Below are 15,284 nucleotides of genomic sequence, written 5' to 3'. Positions count from 1 at the left end.
GATTATTTACACCTCACATTCCCGTTTAGTAATAAAATGACGGTAGCGAAACATTGCTTCCAATTGCACTTGAACCACCCACCCACCTATTAATTCTAGTCTTTCAGCACCGGGGAGAGAATATTTAATATTATCAGTTAATCTTGTTTGACCATTTTCTTCCATAAACTCATGACGATGTACCCATGAATCAAAAGGTCCTGACACCTGTTCGTCAGTAAACAGTCGATATTTCTCACATTCAGTATGACGCGCTAACCAGGTCAGGGGTAGTACCCCCACAAACAATCTAAATTCTGTGATAGCACCTTTATTGAGTCCCCCCTCCCGACGCAACACTTGCACAGGTTGCCAAGGAGGAGTAAGGAGCTTCAAAACATCCTGTCTCTCATGGAATTCCCAAACTACTTGGACTGGTGCATTAATAATTGAAGAATGAGAAAAGTGTAACATGAATAAAACCTAAATTGAATTTTTTCTACCTGTTGACTTTAAGTGGGGAAAGAGAACGAAAATGACTAGTTGCTATTTCTAAATGTTTAATTAGGGTAGATGGTGGTAATGGTCCTTGTAGGTGATTCCAAGGGAGGATTTGCTGGGGTGACCAGTGACTATGAACGTAAAAGTCTAAATCGGGAATTTTACCTTTTAATTCCTTAAATGCTCGTTTATAACTTCCTAAAGAGTCACCAAAATTACGGGTTAGTTCTAACAAATAAGAAAGACGACGGTCTCCCCTAGACAACAAAGACTGAATCACAGACCAATTATAACTTTCGGGACGAAAATCTATACCTTGGGGTTTTAGTTGTTTTTGTAAGAACTGTAACCTCTTTTCCGCACTCTTGTTAACTCCAAACCATTGGAACGGAGTATGGGACTTAGGAACAAAGGTGCTACATCCTAGAGTTAATCGTAATCCGGGGGTAGCCTTTTTTATATCTCTCATCATAGTCACCGTAGCATCTAAATCTTCAGGTTCCTCCCCGGGAATACCCACCATGCCATATAATTTTAACCCTGATAAACCCCCAGCTTTAGCATTAATAGCAGCTTGAATAATTTCTTTATTATCTAATTTTTTATTAATAATCTGGCGGAGTTTTTCTGAACCACTCTCTACAGCAATGGTCAAAGAATGGCAATCTCTTGTGGCTAAAGTATGAGCTAATTTTTGGGTAACCGTATTGGTTCTTACAGAAGCAACACTCAATCGCACATCATCATATTTAGGTTGACTAATATAATCCAAAAGGTCAGAAAATTCTGGATGTTGAGTTACAGATGCACCCAGTAAACCTAGACGATTAGTAATTTTTAAACCCTGTTCAATAGCAGGAATTAAAGAACCTTCCAAACTGGCGGTTCTAAAGGGCAAAGTTAAATAACTGGCTAAACAAAACCGACACATTTCCGGACAACTGCGCACCACCTCCACCATGAAAATATTTTCCCATGCTGCTTTTTGTGTCACCACTGTGGAAACCGAAAGATTATTTCCTCTATAGGTCTGCTTGTGAACAAGGGGAGGAATATCAACCTCCAGAGGGTAAATAGCCTTGATTTCCCCATCTTCACCCCAATATTCAACATCATATAAACTGGGAATATAGATTCCCGGTACTTGAGCTAAGGTTCTAAGTTGAACACTTTTAGGAGCTTGTCTAACTTGCTTATAACAATCAATAAAACTCTCTAATAAAGTCTCTCCATCACCCAATAGCACCACATCAAAAAAATCAGCAAAGGGTTCGGGATTAGCAGTTAAAACCGGACCACCACCAAAAACCAGCGGATATTCCAAACCCCGATTACTTGCACGTACAGGAATTTGTAAAGACTCTAAAATCTGCAAGATGTTCACATAATCCAATTCCCAGGACATGGAAAAACCAATAATTTCCGCTTGTCTAGGGAGAGGTTCTTGCACATCGGTAAATAAGCGACTTACTTGTAGATCATTGCGCATTGCTAAAGTTGCCCATACCACCTGATAACCAAGACTAGTGATACCCACAGTGTATTCATTGGGGAAGGCAAAAATCACAGGGATAGGATTAGTGCTGGGTTGAGCTGGGGTAAATAACAGACGTTCGGACTCAAATACGGATGGTGTCACAGATGTGCAATAGTTTGTTCTACTGGTCTTACCATTATATCACAATATTTTACCAGTAAAATCTAAAATGTGCTGTGCCGTAATTTCTGGCTTTTCTACATGAGGAATGTGACCACAGTCGGGAATCCAAATTAATTGACTTTGGGGAATTGCTTGTCTAAATTTATCCCCATCCTTCGTCCCTAGTATTCTATCACTGTCTCCCCATAAAATTAGGGTTGGTTGCCCAATTTTCCCTAACTCCTCTAATTTAAAGGCTTGATAACCACCACTTTGGGTAAAGGTAATTAATGATTCCTTCCAATTTGCCATTTCTATGTGCAGGTCACGACAACATAAGGTGTCATCATTAATTAAATTGGGATTTTTGTAAGCAGAACGGCAAATGCGATCGCGCACTTGGGAATTACGCAAAAACTCTGCTGCTAATGAGTATAGTTGGGGGAACATTAATTTACTTAAAGCCGAACCCCCTTTTAAACCAGCACTATCAATTAAGATTAGCTTTTGTACCAATTCAGGATAGGTAAGAGCAAAATCAATAGCTGCTGCGCCCCCCATAGAAGCTCCTAGCAGAATCACAGGTTGACCAATAAGGGTTTTCCAAAAATGATACAGATGGGTTTTAATCGCAGCAGGACTATACCCAATATCCCGTTGTCTTTCGGTAAAACCAAACCCCAGCAAATCTACCGCCCAAGTTGGATGGGTAGGAGCTAACAAGGGCAAAAGTCGGCGGAACTCCAAAACCGAACTATCAAAACCATGAATTAATAATATGGGGGTGTTCCCACTACCCTGGACGACATAGCTAGTCCTAATTGGTTGGGGACTTAAAGGAGTAATCATCTCCTCAATTTGGATACTTTGAGCTAAAGCTACAGAAGTTGGTTCCGAGAGTTGTTCAATAGCTGACGGCAAAAAAATCATTCTGTCCCAAGAGGTAGTCATTAGTTATCAGATTGTAACTTTGGCATTATGAATTTGGGCGCTGACTTTCTTATAAATAAACTATAGGTATGTAACACCTTTTAATCATTAAGTCTGGTTTATCATTAACACTGGAGTATGTCATGTTAAAACCAAATACCCTATCCCATATCCTACCAGAGTTGTCTGTGGAAGAACAACAACTAATTTCTGGGGGTGGACATTGGAAAAAATTCCCCTACCATGGTCATTACCGTCCGTGGCATCGTCATGACCACAGAGTATATTATTACAATTCTTCCTGTAATAATAACTGTGGATATGATGACAGATGCTGCGACTAGTCAAATTCAGTAACTATGGATCCACTCTTGTAAAAGAGAATTTACCAATTCAGGAGCTTCATCCTGGGGACAATGTCCCACTCCTTCCAGAGGAATAAATTTTTGCACCTGGGGAAAATTGGCTAACTCCCTACCTAGATCGATTGGTTCCCAGGGGTCAGCCGTTCCCCATAAAATGATTGCCTGACAAGGTAATATCGGTAACAAGTCCTCCGGTAAGGGTCCGCTGGAATAGTTGGTGAAGGCTAAGAATACATCAGCAGCACCAGGGTCTCTTGCTGGTTTCATCAAAATATCTACCAATTCATCCGTAACTGCTTCTTTAACATTATAAGCTTGCAAAAGAATTCTTTTGACGGTTTTGGGTTGAGCTAGTTGACTAAAAAAGAAGTTGCCAATGGATTTAATAGATAGGAATTTTTGTAACAGGGGGGTTCCTACCCGCCTAATCCAGGGTAAATTTTGCCGTTTGCGGTCATGTAATAATCTCAGGGAGCAATTTAGTAAAGCAATTGATAAAGCTATATCCGGACTGCTAACGGCTGCCTGCATTGCTACAATACAACCAATAGAGTTACCAACTAAAAATGCGGGCTTGCCTACTACTTGTTGACAAAAGTCAACTATTTGCTTTCCCCAAGTTTCTAGGGTGTAAGTGATTTTTTCATTGGGTTGGGGTTTAGCAGAAGCTCCAAAACCAATTAAATCAATAGCGTACACCTGACAAGTTTCCGCAAGGACAGGTATGTTTTTGCGCCAGTGTCCCCAAGAAGCACCAAATCCATGTACTAAAATTACCGCTGGTCCTTTAGTCCCTTGCATTTGATAGGATATAGGTAGTCCTTGCCAAAACCAAGTTTTTGTAGATGTGAATGTGGTAGAATTCATAGGTTGTCAGCTCAAAAACTGCCAAGGCAAAAAAATGGGTTTAAATAATGTTACAAATTACAAATCATAAACTATAAATGTAAAAATAACAATAAGTTACAAAAATCAATTTAGGACTAGACACAGATTGCCACTCTACTGCTATCTTAAATTGGAGGCAATTGCAACTTATTTCATAAAGCGTAACTTCATGGGAACGAATTACCAACGGGTTTTACTGAAACTGAGCGGTGAGGCCTTAATGGGCAACTTGGGCTATGGCATTGATCCAGAAGTAGTCAAGGGAATAGCTCAAGAATTAGCAGAGGTCGTGGCCACTGGTGTTCAAGTCGCTATCGTGGTTGGTGGTGGCAACATTTTTAGGGGCGTTAAAGCAGCATCAGCAGGTATGGACAGGGCAACTGCTGATTATATAGGAATGATTGCCACAGTAATGAATGCCATGACTCTACAGGACTCCCTAGAGAGGATAGGAGTACAAACAAGAGTACAAACTGCGATCGCCATGCAAGAGGTGGCTGAACCATATATCCGTCGTCGTGCCATCCGTCATTTAGAAAAAGGACGAGTGGTAATTTTTGGTGCGGGTTCAGGAAATCCTTTCTTTACCACGGACACCACTGCTGCTTTAAGAGCAGCGGAAATCGAAGCAAATGTGATTTTTAAGGCTACTAAGGTAGACGGTATCTACAACGCAGACCCTAAAGTTCATTCCGACGCCAAACGCTATAAAACCCTCACCTATGGTCACGTTTTGGCGGAGGATTTGCGAGTGATGGATAGTACCGCAATTGCCCTATGTAAAGAAAATAATATTCCAATTCTCGTCTTTGACTTAACGGTACGGGGAAATATCCGTCGCGCAGTCATGGGAGAATCTATTGGTACTCTTGTGGGAGGTTCTTGTGAAATTAGCTGAAGCTGAAAGTACAATGAATAAGACCGTTGAAGCTACGCAAAGAGCTTTCAACAGCATTCGCACCGGTCGTGCCAATGCTAGTTTGCTAGATAAAGTACAAGTCGACTATTATGGATCCCCTACTTCCCTGAAATCCCTGGCCAACATTACTACACCGGATGCAACAACTATTCTCATCCAACCCTATGACAGAACCAGTCTGAATATAGTGGAAAAGGCTATCTCCTTGTCTGATGTAGGTCTAACTCCTAGTAATGATGGTTCTGTGATTCGCCTAAACATACCACCTTTAACATCTGACCGGCGTAAAGAATTAGTTAAACTAGCTGCCAAGTATGCTGAAGAAGGTCGGGTAGGAATTCGCAATATTCGACGTGATGCTCTAGACTCAATCCGCAAGCAGGAAAAAGCGGGGGAGGTTTCAGAAGACGAATCCCGGGATCAGCAGGACAAATTGCAAAAGATCACCAGCAAATATACTGCGAAAATTGATGAATTGCTTGCAGAAAAGGAGAAAGATATTACTACAGTGTAGATGGGGTGGGGGGTCATGAGATCTCTAAAAACCCCATAACCCCCACTCCTATTGGAATTTATTCCTCTTCATCGCTGTCTAAATCGTCATCATCATCAGTTTCTAAACTGTCATCATCACCATCAGTCTCGGAAGATAGTAGTTTTTTATCACTTTCACTTAGTTGAATCAGGTGAATATGTTTATAACCCAGACGAATTTCAAATTCATCTCCGGGTTTTAAACCCATGGCCTTGGTGTAAGTAGCACCAATGACAATTTGACGGTTTTGATGGACACTTACACGATAGGTTGGTTCTCTTCCTCTTCCATCTTTCGTTGATTCTGGACTGAGGGGAATACCTCTAGCAGATAACAAAGCATCATAAAAATCCGTGAGGTTAACACGCACCTGATTATTTTTAGTTACGGTGTAATACCCACATTGCTTTGCTCTTTCTCGGCGGGGTAAATTGGAAAGTTCTTTTACCCTAGACAGCAATGCTTTTCCTGTTAATGGGGCACTTGCGGTTTCAGTCATTATGCTCAAAATTCCCTTAATCTATGCAAACAGATCATGTAAAGTAGTCTAGTTTTACATTTAGCTTGCAGCCAATGTTCATAGCTACTTAAAACTTGCAGTTTAACTGTGAATTACCTGCTTATATTATCAGCCCTGTCACCTTCATTTGGGTTATTCGCTCTGTGAGAGGTTTATCCAGGGACATTTATGAGGTGATTCTACAACACTTTCAACCATTATTCACCATCAGCAAAAACTGACCTTAATTTTTGGGCGCTCCCAAAGTGATGTAATGCCAGTGGTGTAATTTTAAGGCACCTTTGCAAATTGGGCTAGTTCCACTCCTAAAAAGTGGTAGATACGATAAGTCGCAGGGTTTTCACTTTTAGTTCTTGCTGTTGAGTTGTAGGTTGGTACCCACTCCCCATCTTGAGCTAGAACCCAGTATTCTCTAAAGCACATACACCCGTTGATCTGACCTGGAAAATTTAGAAAATTCTCCCAGTCTGTTTATCAACAAAGCACTATCAACCGCACTTGTACGACTGTTAGTCCTGCTCTTGGTGCAGTTTCATATCAAATACTATCATGAATCAATAGTAGCAAAATATTTCTTTAATTGAAAAAACAATTTACAATTTATTATCTATCCATTAGACATCTCCCCCAGAGGGGTCATTTATCAAGTCATCGCAAAAGTCGCGGGCATTTTTTCTGAGGTTTATGCTCCTGGATCTATATTTATATAATAAGGATGAGTCTATTGATTATTATCTGGCAATCTGGGTTAGATGGAGCAGCCAGGTTTTTTAAAAATAAAACAGGAGCCTTATATATGGAAGTTATTTTGCAGATTATTCGTCAGCAACCCAATTCTACTCCCGTGGTTCAATCCTATAATCTACAGGTGGATCCCGGAAATACAATCTTGGATTGTCTTAATCGTATTAAGTGGGAACAAGATGGAACTTTGGCATTCCGCAAAAACTGTCGTAATACTATTTGTGGTAGCTGTGCTATGGTGATTAATGGACGTTCCGCTTTAGCTTGCAAAGAAAATGTTGGCAGCGAACTGGCTAGGTTAACAAATATTTCTGCTTCTGTTTACCCGGTGGATCATCATACCATTAATTCAATTACCGTCGCCCCCCTGGGAAATATGCCTGTAATTAAGGATTTGGTGGTGGATATGACCAGTTTTTGGGATAATCTGGAGGCGGTTACACCATATATTAGTACAGCAGCACGACAAATCCCAGAAAGGGAATTTCTTCAAACCCCCCAGGAGCGATCGCTTTTAGACCAGACGGGAAATTGTATTATGTGTGGTGCATGTTATTCCGAGTGTAATGCTCGTCAGGTCAACCCAGATTTTGTTGGTCCCCATGCTTTAGCTAAAGCCTATCGTATGGTAGCAGATTCCCGTGATGACAATCAAGAAAATCGCTTGGAAGAATATAATCATACAACTCAAGGTGTGTGGGGTTGCACTCGCTGTTTCTATTGTGATTCTGTATGTCCCATGGGAGTAGAACCTTTAGCACAAATCAACAAAATCAAACAAAAGATTTTAGAACGTAAACAAGCTAATGAAAGTCGTTCTATTCGCCACCGTAAGGTACTGGTAGATTTAGTTAAACAGGGAGGATGGATAGATGAGCGTCAGTTTGGAGTACAAGTGGTTGGCAATTATTTTCGCGATCTCAAAGGACTACTTTCTCTAGCTCCCCTGGGTTTAAGAATGTTAGTCCGAGGCAAGTTTCCTCTTTCCTTTGAGCCATCAGCAGGTACCCAGGAAGTAAGATCTCTTATAGAGTCCATCCAAAAGGAGGAATCAAAATCACATTAGGATATATTTAATTTTTGACCAAATCGGTCACAAACCAAAATATCCCATTGTCCATCATTGGTGAACTCAAATGCAATTCTATTGCCATCAGCACTAATGGTGGGATTGCGGAATTGAGCTACTAAATTGGTGGTTAAGTTACGAGATTGGCGTGTTTCTCTATCATAAAGAAAAATGCCAGATTTTCCTTGACGACTAGCAGCAAAAACAACATAACGACCATCCTGACTTACCGCAGGATGGTCAGCCATGGTGTCAAAGGTATTCAGTCCAGGTAAATCTACTAGACTCCTAGTAATTGTGTCAAATAAATACACATCTTGGCTACCCCCACGGTCAGTAACAAACACAATATATCTACCACTAATCTGTGGGTTAAACTCAGAAGCTAAACTGTTTAAACCACGACCACCAGAGTCAAAAGGATAACTTAATATTCGCGGGTAACCAAAACATCCAGCTAACAAACCTGAGATCAAAACCAAGCTCAAGAGTAAAATGGCAGATGACCTAGATAACTTATGTAAATTATATAACATACCACCCTTCAGACTAATTTCCCACCGCCCTACCATTAGGAATATCTAACTCCACAGTTGGTCCACGATCTAAAACTTCAATATCCCATTGTCCACGACCAGCAGATTGGAAGACAATATAACGCCCATCAGGACTAATATCCGGATTTTTAATCCAACCCCCGTATGTGGGAGTTAACACTTGTGACCGTTTTGTAACCCGGTCATAAAGAGCTATCACTGGTTTAGCGCGATCGCTTGTTAAATAGCAAATATAACGACCAGTGTAGCTAAGACTAGGATTTTCCACAATAGTTTCTCGTCGGTTTAAACCAGAAATGGGAGCAAAGCCTTGATTTTGCAAATCATAGACCAATAACTGCTGACTACCACTACGATTAGAAACAAAAGCTAGAAACTTTCCATCACCACTCAAAGCAGGATCCTGTTCTGTATAGCGGGTATTGACCGAAAAAATATCCATCCTCACTTCACCAGTGCCACAAGAGACCAGTAAAATAGCCAGTGCCAAAATTAGGACTTGCATGAAAAAGTGAGGAGGGGGAAAAAAGAACCGAATTAGATGCACAGCAGATTCAAATTACGCGTAATTAACTAATATCATCCAAATCATCAGAATTATCTGGTTTTCGGGTTGGTGTTTCTATGGGATTATAGGGTACATAATCAGCATTAATGGGCTCATCAGACATAAAAGACTCCACGGGGGGACGACGCCTTCTTGGTCTGGTGGGGGGTTCATTCTGAGGAAATTCTGGAGATTGAGGTTTACGAGGACGAGACGGTTTTCTGGTTTCTGAACGGGGAGATTCCCAGTCATCAACTGGTCTAGGAGGAGCGCCCCAATTTTCATCAGACTCATAACTATTAGGACGGTTTGAGGAGCTTCCATAACCAGTGCGGCCTTTTTTAGTTCGTGAATCTGGTTGTTCCCGACCACTACGACGTGGTGTCCTTTGGGGAGTGTCTTCGTAGTTCTCTTGACTGGGACGATCATCCCGACTACCGCGAATTCTAGGACGTTGGGGGGGTTCCACTTCTTCCTCTTCGTAGTATGGTAGTGGATCTAGATCTTCATCTACTTCTGCTTGATAATTACGACGTTGAGAATAAGAATATTTTTTACTAACTTCCCGCTCATCATCTACAATGGGCGTATTACGTTTAGCTTGTTGAGTAGCAATACTCCTTAACCTAATACTTTCAACTGCAAAAAATACTGTAGAGCCAACCAACAGCAACTGGCCAAATTGCAAAATCGGGTCAAGTCGCCACCCTTGAAAGATAAGAATAAACCCGCACAATAGTCCAACAGCGGCGAAAAATATATCCTGATCCCGTGAAAGTTCGGGACGCACAGTACGTAGGAAATACAGTGCTGCTCCAGCTACTGCTAGAAAAATTCCCAGCACACTAGCTGAATTAGCCCCGAAATTTACCTGAGCTAGAAGACCAGTCCCATTGATCCCAAAATTTATCATTGCTCTTTTCCTTGTGATATCAATGACTGATGAGGGTTCATCAGTCATTAGTTAACCTGTCTACATTGTCTAATTGCGTTGGACCTTATCTTTTTGGCTGATAAAAATCAAACCTACGGTAGCAGGGATAACTACAATAGCAGTACCCCAAAGTAGACTCCAAAGGAAATTTGCTAAAGAGGGTGTCATAATTCTTAACCTGATTTTTTTACACAATTCATCCTGATTTTAGCAAAGAATGAACTCAATTGTGGTACTATTGGATTTAACTAATAGTCATGACTAGTGTTATGAGTGGTGTTGACCTGATCTCCTGGACTGTTGGACCCCTTCTGGGTGTCATGACCTTTTTATTTATTTTCCGGATCATTTTGACTTGGTATCCCCAGGTGAGTCTTAAACAGTTACCGTTTAGTCTAATTGCCTGGCCAACCGAACCTTTTTTGATCCTACTCAGAAGAATTGTACCACCTCTTGGTGGTGTGGATATCACTCCCATTATTTGGGTAGGTATCTTCAGCTTGGTAAGGGAGTTTTTACTAGGTCAGCAAGGATTACTGACCATGGCGGCACGATTAAATGGGTAGTTACTATCAACAACAACTAGGGAAGTTTCATATCCTGTATGAAACTGGTGTAAACCTGACCTTGTAAAAACTGTGGATGTTCCATAATCCTTTGATGAAATCCAATGGTTGTAGGTAATCCGGTAATTGCACATTCCCTTAGGGCCCGTTTCATACGATTAATAGCTGTATGGCGATCAGGTCCCCAGACGATTAATTTACCAATCAGGGAATCGTAGTAGGGAGGGATTTGGTAATCTGTGTAAACATGAGAATCAATTCTTACCCCTGGTCCTCCTGGTGGTAAGTAACCACTGATTTTACCAGGTGATGGACGAAAGTCATGATCTGGGTCTTCAGCATTGATGCGACATTCGATAGCATGGCCTTGGAGGGTGACCTTATCCTGGTCAAATTTGAGTCTTTCACCTTGAGCAATACGAATTTGCTCCACCAGAAGATCCACACCGGTGACCATTTCAGTCACTGGGTGTTCTACTTGAATCCGGGTGTTCATTTCCATAAAGTAGAAATGACCTGACTTATCTAAGAGAAATTCAATGGTTCCAGCACCTGTGTAGTTGATAAACTGTGCTGCTTTCACAGCTGCATGTCCCATTTTTTCACGTAGATCTTCATCCAGAGCAGGACTAGGAGCTTCTTCTAATAACTTTTGGTTACGACGCTGAATAGAACAGTCCCTTTCTCCTAAATGGATGACATTACCATAGTTATCCGCCAGGATTTGAAATTCGATGTGTCGGGGACGTTCGATAAATTTTTCTATATAGACACCAGCATTACCAAAAGCGGCGCCAGCTTCTCCTTGAGCTGCATGGAACAGCTTAATAAACTCATCTTCACTACGCACAAGACGCATACCCCTTCCACCACCTCCAGCAGTGGCCTTGATCATCACAGGGTAACCTATCTGGTGAGCGATCGCCAGTCCTTGGGTTTCAGTTTCCACCAGTCCATCACTACCGGGAACTGTGGGAACTCCAGCCTTTTGCATGGTTTCCTTGGCTGTGGATTTATCCCCCATTAAGCGAATTGCTTCTGGTGTAGGGCCAATAAATGCAATTTGGTGGTCTGCACAAATCTCCGCGAATCTGGCATTTTCTGCGAGAAAACCATAACCTGGGTGAATAGCAGTTGCACCCCTGGTTAAGGCTGCTGCAATAATGTTGGGAATATTTAAGTAACTTTTAGCACTAGCTGGTTCACCAATACAAACCGCTTCATCAGCCAATTGAACGTGTAGAGCATTACGGTCAACGGTAGAGTGAATAGCAACTGTGGAAATTCCCATTTCTTCACAGGCCCGGAGAATACGAAGGGCTATTTCCCCCCGATTGGCAATTAAAATCTTGTCAAACTTCATTTTTTAGTTACCATATTACTACCAGTGGATTCACATTTTCTCCCATCTGCTTGAATTGACGCTGTTATATTATATTAATTCCCATGATTTTTATGATCACGGGGAAGAAGAAAATCCCAGAAAATCTTTGCCAGAACTTGTTTACAAAACTTTTCAAAAAACATTTGCCATTGTCAATTTACTATGCTATAGTTTGTTTCTAGGCAATCGTGCGGATGTGGCGGAATTGGTATACGCGCACGCTTGAGGTGCGTGTGGCATTGCCTTGCGAGTTCGAGTCTCGCCATCCGCATAATGCCCTGTTAAAGTTGATTGATTCGAGAAAATAAAAGAGCCACCTTGTCTAGATCTTTGTCCCCAGGCGATCGCTCTACTCCACTAGAGAGGTCAATACCATCTGGGTGGATTTGAGTAAGGGCGGTAAGAACATTATCTGGAGTTAATCCTCCTGCTAAAAACCAGGGAAGGGCGGGGCGGAACGATTGTAGGACTTGCCAATCCAAAGTTTTGCCTGTTCCTCCCAACTGTTGGGGATGATAAGCATCCAATAGAAATGTGTCCACACCACTGGTGTAGTTGAGGGTGGTTTCTAGCTGTTCCCAGCTCCTTACCCTAAAGGCTTTAATTAGTTCTATGTTAGGCAGGACTTGACGTAGTTCCTCACAGAACAGTGGTGTTTCGTCCCCATGTAATTGTACACCGGTTAAACTTGATGAACTGACCACTTTGGTAATTTCAAAAATGGTACTGTTTGCGAACACACCAATTTTATCAATATGGTCAGGTATATGGGAAGTAGCTAGGTTAATCTGTTCTATACTGACATAGCGGGGTGAACTAGGTACACAAATAAAACCTAAAGCAGTTGCACCCAGTTGGGTAATTGCCAAAGATTGTTGTGGTTGAGTGATACCGCAAATTTTAATTCGCATTGAAATAGTAAATTATATAGTGCGGGAGAATTTAGACTCCTTCATTTTACTATAAGCGTCAAAGTGACAAGCAATATTTCTCACTAACAATCTACCAATATCCGTGACTTGTATTTCATCAGCGAATAAATTTACCAGTCCATCCCTTTCTAGACGTCCTAATTCTAGGAGTTCCTCATGGAAATACTGATCAAAATTGATGTGATATTTAGCTTCAATCTCCAACTTGCGTAGACAGAAATGAGACATAATAGACATAATTACATCCCGTCTGATCATATCATCTGGAGTTAATTGAATTCCCTTACTGATGGGAACTGCGCCCATTTCCACAGATTGATAGTAATGCTTCAAATCCTTAGAGTTTTGAGAATATGCATTATCTAGCATACTGATAGCAGTGATGCCAAAACCAAACAGTTCAGTTTCTGCATGGGTGGTATAACCTTGGAAGTTTCGTTTTAAAGTACCATTAACCTGAGCGATCGCCAATTCATCATTATGCTTAGCAAAATGGTCCATACCAATAAACAGATATTGGTGACTAGTCAACTGCTCAATAGTCATTTTCATGATGTCTAGTTTTTCTTGAGCGGTGGGTAGAGTAGTAGGGTCAATTTTTTTTTGCACTGGTTTCATCCAGGGGACATAGGCAAAATTAAAGACAACAATTCTGTCTGGGTCAAGAGCAATGGTTTTGGTGAGGGTTTCTTGGAAACCTTGTAAATTTTGGTAAGGTAAACCATAAATTAAATCCACATTCACACTAGAAAAATTGGCTTGTTTAATCCAGTTCATAGCATCAAACAGCATTTTTTCTGGTTGAATTCGGTTAACTGCTAGTTGTACTTGGGGGTCAAAGTCTTGGATACCAAAGCTAATGCGATTAAAGCCAATACTTCGCAGAGAGTTAATATAGTCTCTATTGATATAACGGGGGTTAATTTCAATAGAAACTTCCGCATTTGCATCAACAGAGAAATAGCGATTAATAGTTTCCCATAGAAATTCGACTTGACGTATTTCCAGATAATTGGGAGTACCTCCACCCCAGTGAATTTGAAGAACAGGGCGACTTGTATCAATAAGACGAGAAGTGTTTTTTATTTCCTGAGCTAAATTATTCACATAAGGTTCAGCAATCTTCTTGTTATGAGAGATGACCGTATTACAACCGCAAAAATAGCAAGGAGTTTGACAGAAAGGAATGTGGAAATATAAAGACAGGGGGGTATGACGGTGATTAGAATGAGAAATAGCCATTTCCCAGTCTTGAGTTGTAAATGTTTCAGATAATTCTGTAGCGGGTGGATAACTAGTGTATCTAGGAGCGCGAGTGTCATATTTTTGAATCAAGTCCAAATCAAATTTGACACCTGGTAAAACGAAAACCATAAAAACCTCTGAATTATTCTTGCGTGGGAGAAGGATTTACGCATAAGTTAATTTTGAGTGTTGCTAGATCAAACTAGCTGATTATAGTTAGCTTGACCCAATTTGGTCATTAATATAGGTTCCAACTCTTTCACTATCTCCATATTGAGATAGAAAGCATAATTAGCTTCAGCGACAATTTGATCAGCAGTTGTCTCATCCACCGGTACAAGATCTAATGCTTGGCGATACTGGTTTTTAAAAACCTGTTTATCGGGAATCTGCTCGAAATTATAAAACTCAGTTCCCTCATAACCAGAGAGTTGTAAAGCTGACTGAGCAATTTTCTGCAACATTTGTCCACCGGAAAGATCACCCATATAACGGGTATAGGCATGACCTAATAGTAGAGCAGGTTGATGGCTAGAAAGTTGTTGCAGACGAGCAACATATTTTTGAGTAGCTAAGGATGGTTTTAGGTAACTAGACCAGAGATCACCATAATAAAATAACATATCTTTTTCTAAGGATGGAAGACGATTTAGTTGGGGAAAATACATTACCTTAATTACAGGATGTTGTTGATGTTTAGCAATTGCAGCTTCTAGTTCACCGTAGACAAAATACAGATTGCCCAAAAATTTTCCCAAACATTCTTTGTCTACAATCCCCTTGACGAAACACTTCATAAAACCCACGTTTTCTGCATCCGTATGAGCTTTTTGAGTACCGGAGCGAAGTTTTACCGCTAAGTTATTGCCCATTAGTTTTTCCCTCCAATTTTTGTGCACTAAGAGAGATGAATGGTCTTGCTTGGTTGGAAGCACATCTTTAATAGTCATCATAAAATATTTAACTATGAAACTTCTTGATTAGTTTAAAGATATTCATATTTCTTTAGAGTTTATTCCATAGCATTTCC

General features: G+C 40.8%; 18 protein-coding genes and 1 tRNA gene. 6 read left to right on the top strand and 13 right to left on the bottom strand.

Annotated features, from left to right (window positions below):
- Window positions 1-6: 6 nt before the first annotated feature.
- From ASL19_RS06605 to ASL19_RS06595, 3 genes are read right to left on the bottom strand one after another with little or no spacing between them, the layout of a single operon-like run.
- Window positions 7-453, bottom strand: coding sequence for an SRPBCC family protein (locus ASL19_RS06605; RefSeq protein WP_006275691.1), 447 nt, complete (start codon window positions 451-453; stop codon window positions 7-9).
- A 25-nt stretch (window positions 454-478) separates the two neighbouring features.
- Window positions 479-2,119 (bottom strand): radical SAM protein, encoded by a 1,641-nt coding sequence (locus tag ASL19_RS06600; RefSeq protein WP_057177726.1) that lies wholly within the window; start codon window positions 2,117-2,119, stop codon window positions 479-481.
- A gap of 39 nt (window positions 2,120-2,158) precedes the next feature.
- Window positions 2,159-3,070 carry an alpha/beta fold hydrolase gene (locus tag ASL19_RS06595; protein WP_235528944.1) on the bottom strand — a complete coding sequence of 304 codons (912 nt, stop codon included), beginning with the start codon at window positions 3,068-3,070 and terminating at the stop codon, window positions 2,159-2,161.
- Between the two features lie 122 nt (window positions 3,071-3,192).
- On the opposite strand from ASL19_RS06595, the gene ASL19_RS17455 reads away from it, so the two are divergent.
- Window positions 3,193-3,393, top strand: coding sequence for a hypothetical protein (locus ASL19_RS17455; protein WP_141303925.1), 201 nt, complete (start codon window positions 3,193-3,195; stop codon window positions 3,391-3,393).
- A 6-nt stretch (window positions 3,394-3,399) separates the two neighbouring features.
- Here ASL19_RS17455 and ASL19_RS06590 read toward each other — a convergent pair whose 3' ends face one another.
- Entirely contained in the window at window positions 3,400-4,281 is an 882-nt protein-coding gene (locus ASL19_RS06590) for an alpha/beta fold hydrolase (RefSeq protein WP_057177725.1), read from the bottom strand.
- A gap of 190 nt (window positions 4,282-4,471) precedes the next feature.
- Between ASL19_RS06590 and pyrH the strand changes: the two genes are divergently transcribed.
- Both pyrH and frr read left to right on the top strand, forming a co-directional pair.
- Entirely contained in the window at window positions 4,472-5,200 is a 729-nt protein-coding gene (pyrH, locus tag ASL19_RS06585; RefSeq protein WP_006275695.1) for a UMP kinase, read from the top strand.
- A complete protein-coding gene (gene frr / locus ASL19_RS06580) occupies window positions 5,187-5,735 on the top strand; it encodes a ribosome recycling factor (RefSeq protein ID WP_006275696.1) in 549 nt (182 codons plus the stop codon). Before pyrH ends, frr begins: the two co-directional genes overlap by 14 nt.
- 58 nt (window positions 5,736-5,793) lie before the next feature.
- Here the strand turns inward: frr and ASL19_RS06575 are convergent, their stop codons facing one another.
- Window positions 5,794-6,255, bottom strand: coding sequence for an AbrB family transcriptional regulator (locus ASL19_RS06575; RefSeq protein WP_057177724.1), 462 nt, complete (start codon window positions 6,253-6,255; stop codon window positions 5,794-5,796).
- 817 nt (window positions 6,256-7,072) lie between these two features.
- Here ASL19_RS06575 and ASL19_RS06570 point away from each other — a divergent pair.
- Window positions 7,073-8,086 carry a succinate dehydrogenase/fumarate reductase iron-sulfur subunit gene (locus ASL19_RS06570; RefSeq protein WP_181407064.1) on the top strand — a complete coding sequence of 338 codons (1,014 nt, stop codon included), beginning with the start codon at window positions 7,073-7,075 and terminating at the stop codon, window positions 8,084-8,086.
- Here ASL19_RS06570 and ASL19_RS06565 read toward each other — a convergent pair.
- The 4 genes from ASL19_RS06565 to psbX form a co-directional block, all read right to left on the bottom strand.
- Complete coding sequence (locus ASL19_RS06565; protein ID WP_057177820.1) at window positions 8,083-8,625, bottom strand: TolB family protein; 543 nt, start codon at window positions 8,623-8,625, stop codon at window positions 8,083-8,085. The two genes, ASL19_RS06570 and ASL19_RS06565, sit on opposite strands and share 4 nt — an antisense overlap.
- A 13-nt stretch (window positions 8,626-8,638) precedes the next feature.
- Window positions 8,639-9,151 carry a TolB family protein gene (locus ASL19_RS06560; RefSeq protein WP_057177722.1) on the bottom strand — a complete coding sequence of 171 codons (513 nt, stop codon included), beginning with the start codon at window positions 9,149-9,151 and terminating at the stop codon, window positions 8,639-8,641.
- A gap of 64 nt (window positions 9,152-9,215) precedes the next feature.
- Window positions 9,216-10,106, bottom strand: coding sequence for a Ycf66 family protein (locus ASL19_RS06555; RefSeq protein ID WP_057177721.1), 891 nt, complete (start codon window positions 10,104-10,106; stop codon window positions 9,216-9,218).
- Window positions 10,107-10,175: 69 nt separating this feature from the next.
- Entirely contained in the window at window positions 10,176-10,295 is a 120-nt protein-coding gene (gene psbX, locus ASL19_RS06550; protein WP_006275703.1) for a photosystem II reaction center X protein, read from the bottom strand.
- Between the two features lie 101 nt (window positions 10,296-10,396).
- Between psbX and ASL19_RS06545 the strand changes: the two genes are divergently transcribed.
- A complete protein-coding gene (locus tag ASL19_RS06545) occupies window positions 10,397-10,693 on the top strand; it encodes a YggT family protein (RefSeq protein WP_057177819.1) in 297 nt (98 codons plus the stop codon).
- A 16-nt stretch (window positions 10,694-10,709) separates the two neighbouring features.
- Here the strand turns inward: ASL19_RS06545 and accC are convergent, their stop codons facing one another.
- Window positions 10,710-12,056 (bottom strand): acetyl-CoA carboxylase biotin carboxylase subunit, encoded by a 1,347-nt coding sequence (accC, locus tag ASL19_RS06540; protein ID WP_006275705.1) that lies wholly within the window; start codon window positions 12,054-12,056, stop codon window positions 10,710-10,712.
- A 211-nt stretch (window positions 12,057-12,267) separates the two neighbouring features.
- Here accC and ASL19_RS06535 point away from each other — a divergent pair.
- Window positions 12,268-12,348, top strand: a tRNA-Leu gene (locus ASL19_RS06535).
- A gap of 10 nt (window positions 12,349-12,358) precedes the next feature.
- Here the strand turns inward: ASL19_RS06535 and ASL19_RS06530 are convergent.
- The 3 genes from ASL19_RS06530 to ASL19_RS06520 form a co-directional block, all read right to left on the bottom strand.
- The gene (locus ASL19_RS06530) at window positions 12,359-12,988 is read right to left on the bottom strand and encodes a phosphoribosylanthranilate isomerase (protein ID WP_057177720.1); all 630 of its coding nucleotides are present in this window, start codon (window positions 12,986-12,988) and stop codon (window positions 12,359-12,361) included.
- A 12-nt stretch (window positions 12,989-13,000) separates the two neighbouring features.
- Window positions 13,001-14,383 carry an oxygen-independent coproporphyrinogen III oxidase gene (hemN, locus tag ASL19_RS06525; protein ID WP_057177719.1) on the bottom strand — a complete coding sequence of 461 codons (1,383 nt, stop codon included), beginning with the start codon at window positions 14,381-14,383 and terminating at the stop codon, window positions 13,001-13,003.
- A 68-nt stretch (window positions 14,384-14,451) separates the two neighbouring features.
- Window positions 14,452-15,126: a heme oxygenase (biliverdin-producing) gene (locus ASL19_RS06520; RefSeq protein ID WP_057177818.1), complete on the bottom strand. Its 675-nt coding sequence runs from the start codon at window positions 15,124-15,126 to the stop codon at window positions 14,452-14,454.
- Window positions 15,127-15,284 lie beyond the last annotated feature (158 nt).

Source organism: Cylindrospermopsis sp. CR12 (assembly GCF_001432185.1).
Classification (GTDB): Bacteria; Cyanobacteriota; Cyanobacteriia; order Cyanobacteriales; family Nostocaceae; genus Raphidiopsis; species Raphidiopsis raciborskii.
The sequence above is the reverse complement of the archived record's forward strand: the minus strand, read 5'-3'. Positions and strand labels throughout refer to the sequence as shown.

Excerpts from the sequence above, each read along its gene's own strand:
- ASL19_RS06555 (WP_057177721.1), bottom strand. The coding sequence starts at position 10,106 with ATGATAAATTTTGGGATCAATGGGACTGGTCTTCTAGCTCAGGTAAAT.
- ASL19_RS06570 (WP_181407064.1), top strand. The coding sequence starts at position 7,073 with ATGGAAGTTATTTTGCAGATTATTCGTCAGCAACCCAATTCTACTCCC.
- ASL19_RS06520 (WP_057177818.1), bottom strand. The coding sequence starts at position 15,126 with ATGGGCAATAACTTAGCGGTAAAACTTCGCTCCGGTACTCAAAAAGCT.
- ASL19_RS06545 (WP_057177819.1), top strand. The coding sequence starts at position 10,397 with ATGAGTGGTGTTGACCTGATCTCCTGGACTGTTGGACCCCTTCTGGGT.
- ASL19_RS06565 (WP_057177820.1), bottom strand. The coding sequence starts at position 8,625 with ATGTTATATAATTTACATAAGTTATCTAGGTCATCTGCCATTTTACTC.
- ASL19_RS06560 (WP_057177722.1), bottom strand. The coding sequence starts at position 9,151 with ATGCAAGTCCTAATTTTGGCACTGGCTATTTTACTGGTCTCTTGTGGC.
- pyrH (WP_006275695.1), top strand. The coding sequence starts at position 4,472 with ATGGGAACGAATTACCAACGGGTTTTACTGAAACTGAGCGGTGAGGCC.
- accC (WP_006275705.1), bottom strand. The coding sequence starts at position 12,056 with ATGAAGTTTGACAAGATTTTAATTGCCAATCGGGGGGAAATAGCCCTT.
- ASL19_RS06590 (WP_057177725.1), bottom strand. The coding sequence starts at position 4,281 with ATGAATTCTACCACATTCACATCTACAAAAACTTGGTTTTGGCAAGGA.
- ASL19_RS06605 (WP_006275691.1), bottom strand. The coding sequence starts at position 453 with ATGTTACACTTTTCTCATTCTTCAATTATTAATGCACCAGTCCAAGTA.
- ASL19_RS06595 (WP_235528944.1), bottom strand. The coding sequence starts at position 3,070 with ATGACTACCTCTTGGGACAGAATGATTTTTTTGCCGTCAGCTATTGAA.
- ASL19_RS17455 (WP_141303925.1), top strand. The coding sequence starts at position 3,193 with ATGTTAAAACCAAATACCCTATCCCATATCCTACCAGAGTTGTCTGTG.
- ASL19_RS06575 (WP_057177724.1), bottom strand. The coding sequence starts at position 6,255 with ATGACTGAAACCGCAAGTGCCCCATTAACAGGAAAAGCATTGCTGTCT.
- ASL19_RS06530 (WP_057177720.1), bottom strand. The coding sequence starts at position 12,988 with ATGCGAATTAAAATTTGCGGTATCACTCAACCACAACAATCTTTGGCA.
- psbX (WP_006275703.1), bottom strand. The coding sequence starts at position 10,295 with ATGACACCCTCTTTAGCAAATTTCCTTTGGAGTCTACTTTGGGGTACT.
- hemN (WP_057177719.1), bottom strand. The coding sequence starts at position 14,383 with ATGGTTTTCGTTTTACCAGGTGTCAAATTTGATTTGGACTTGATTCAA.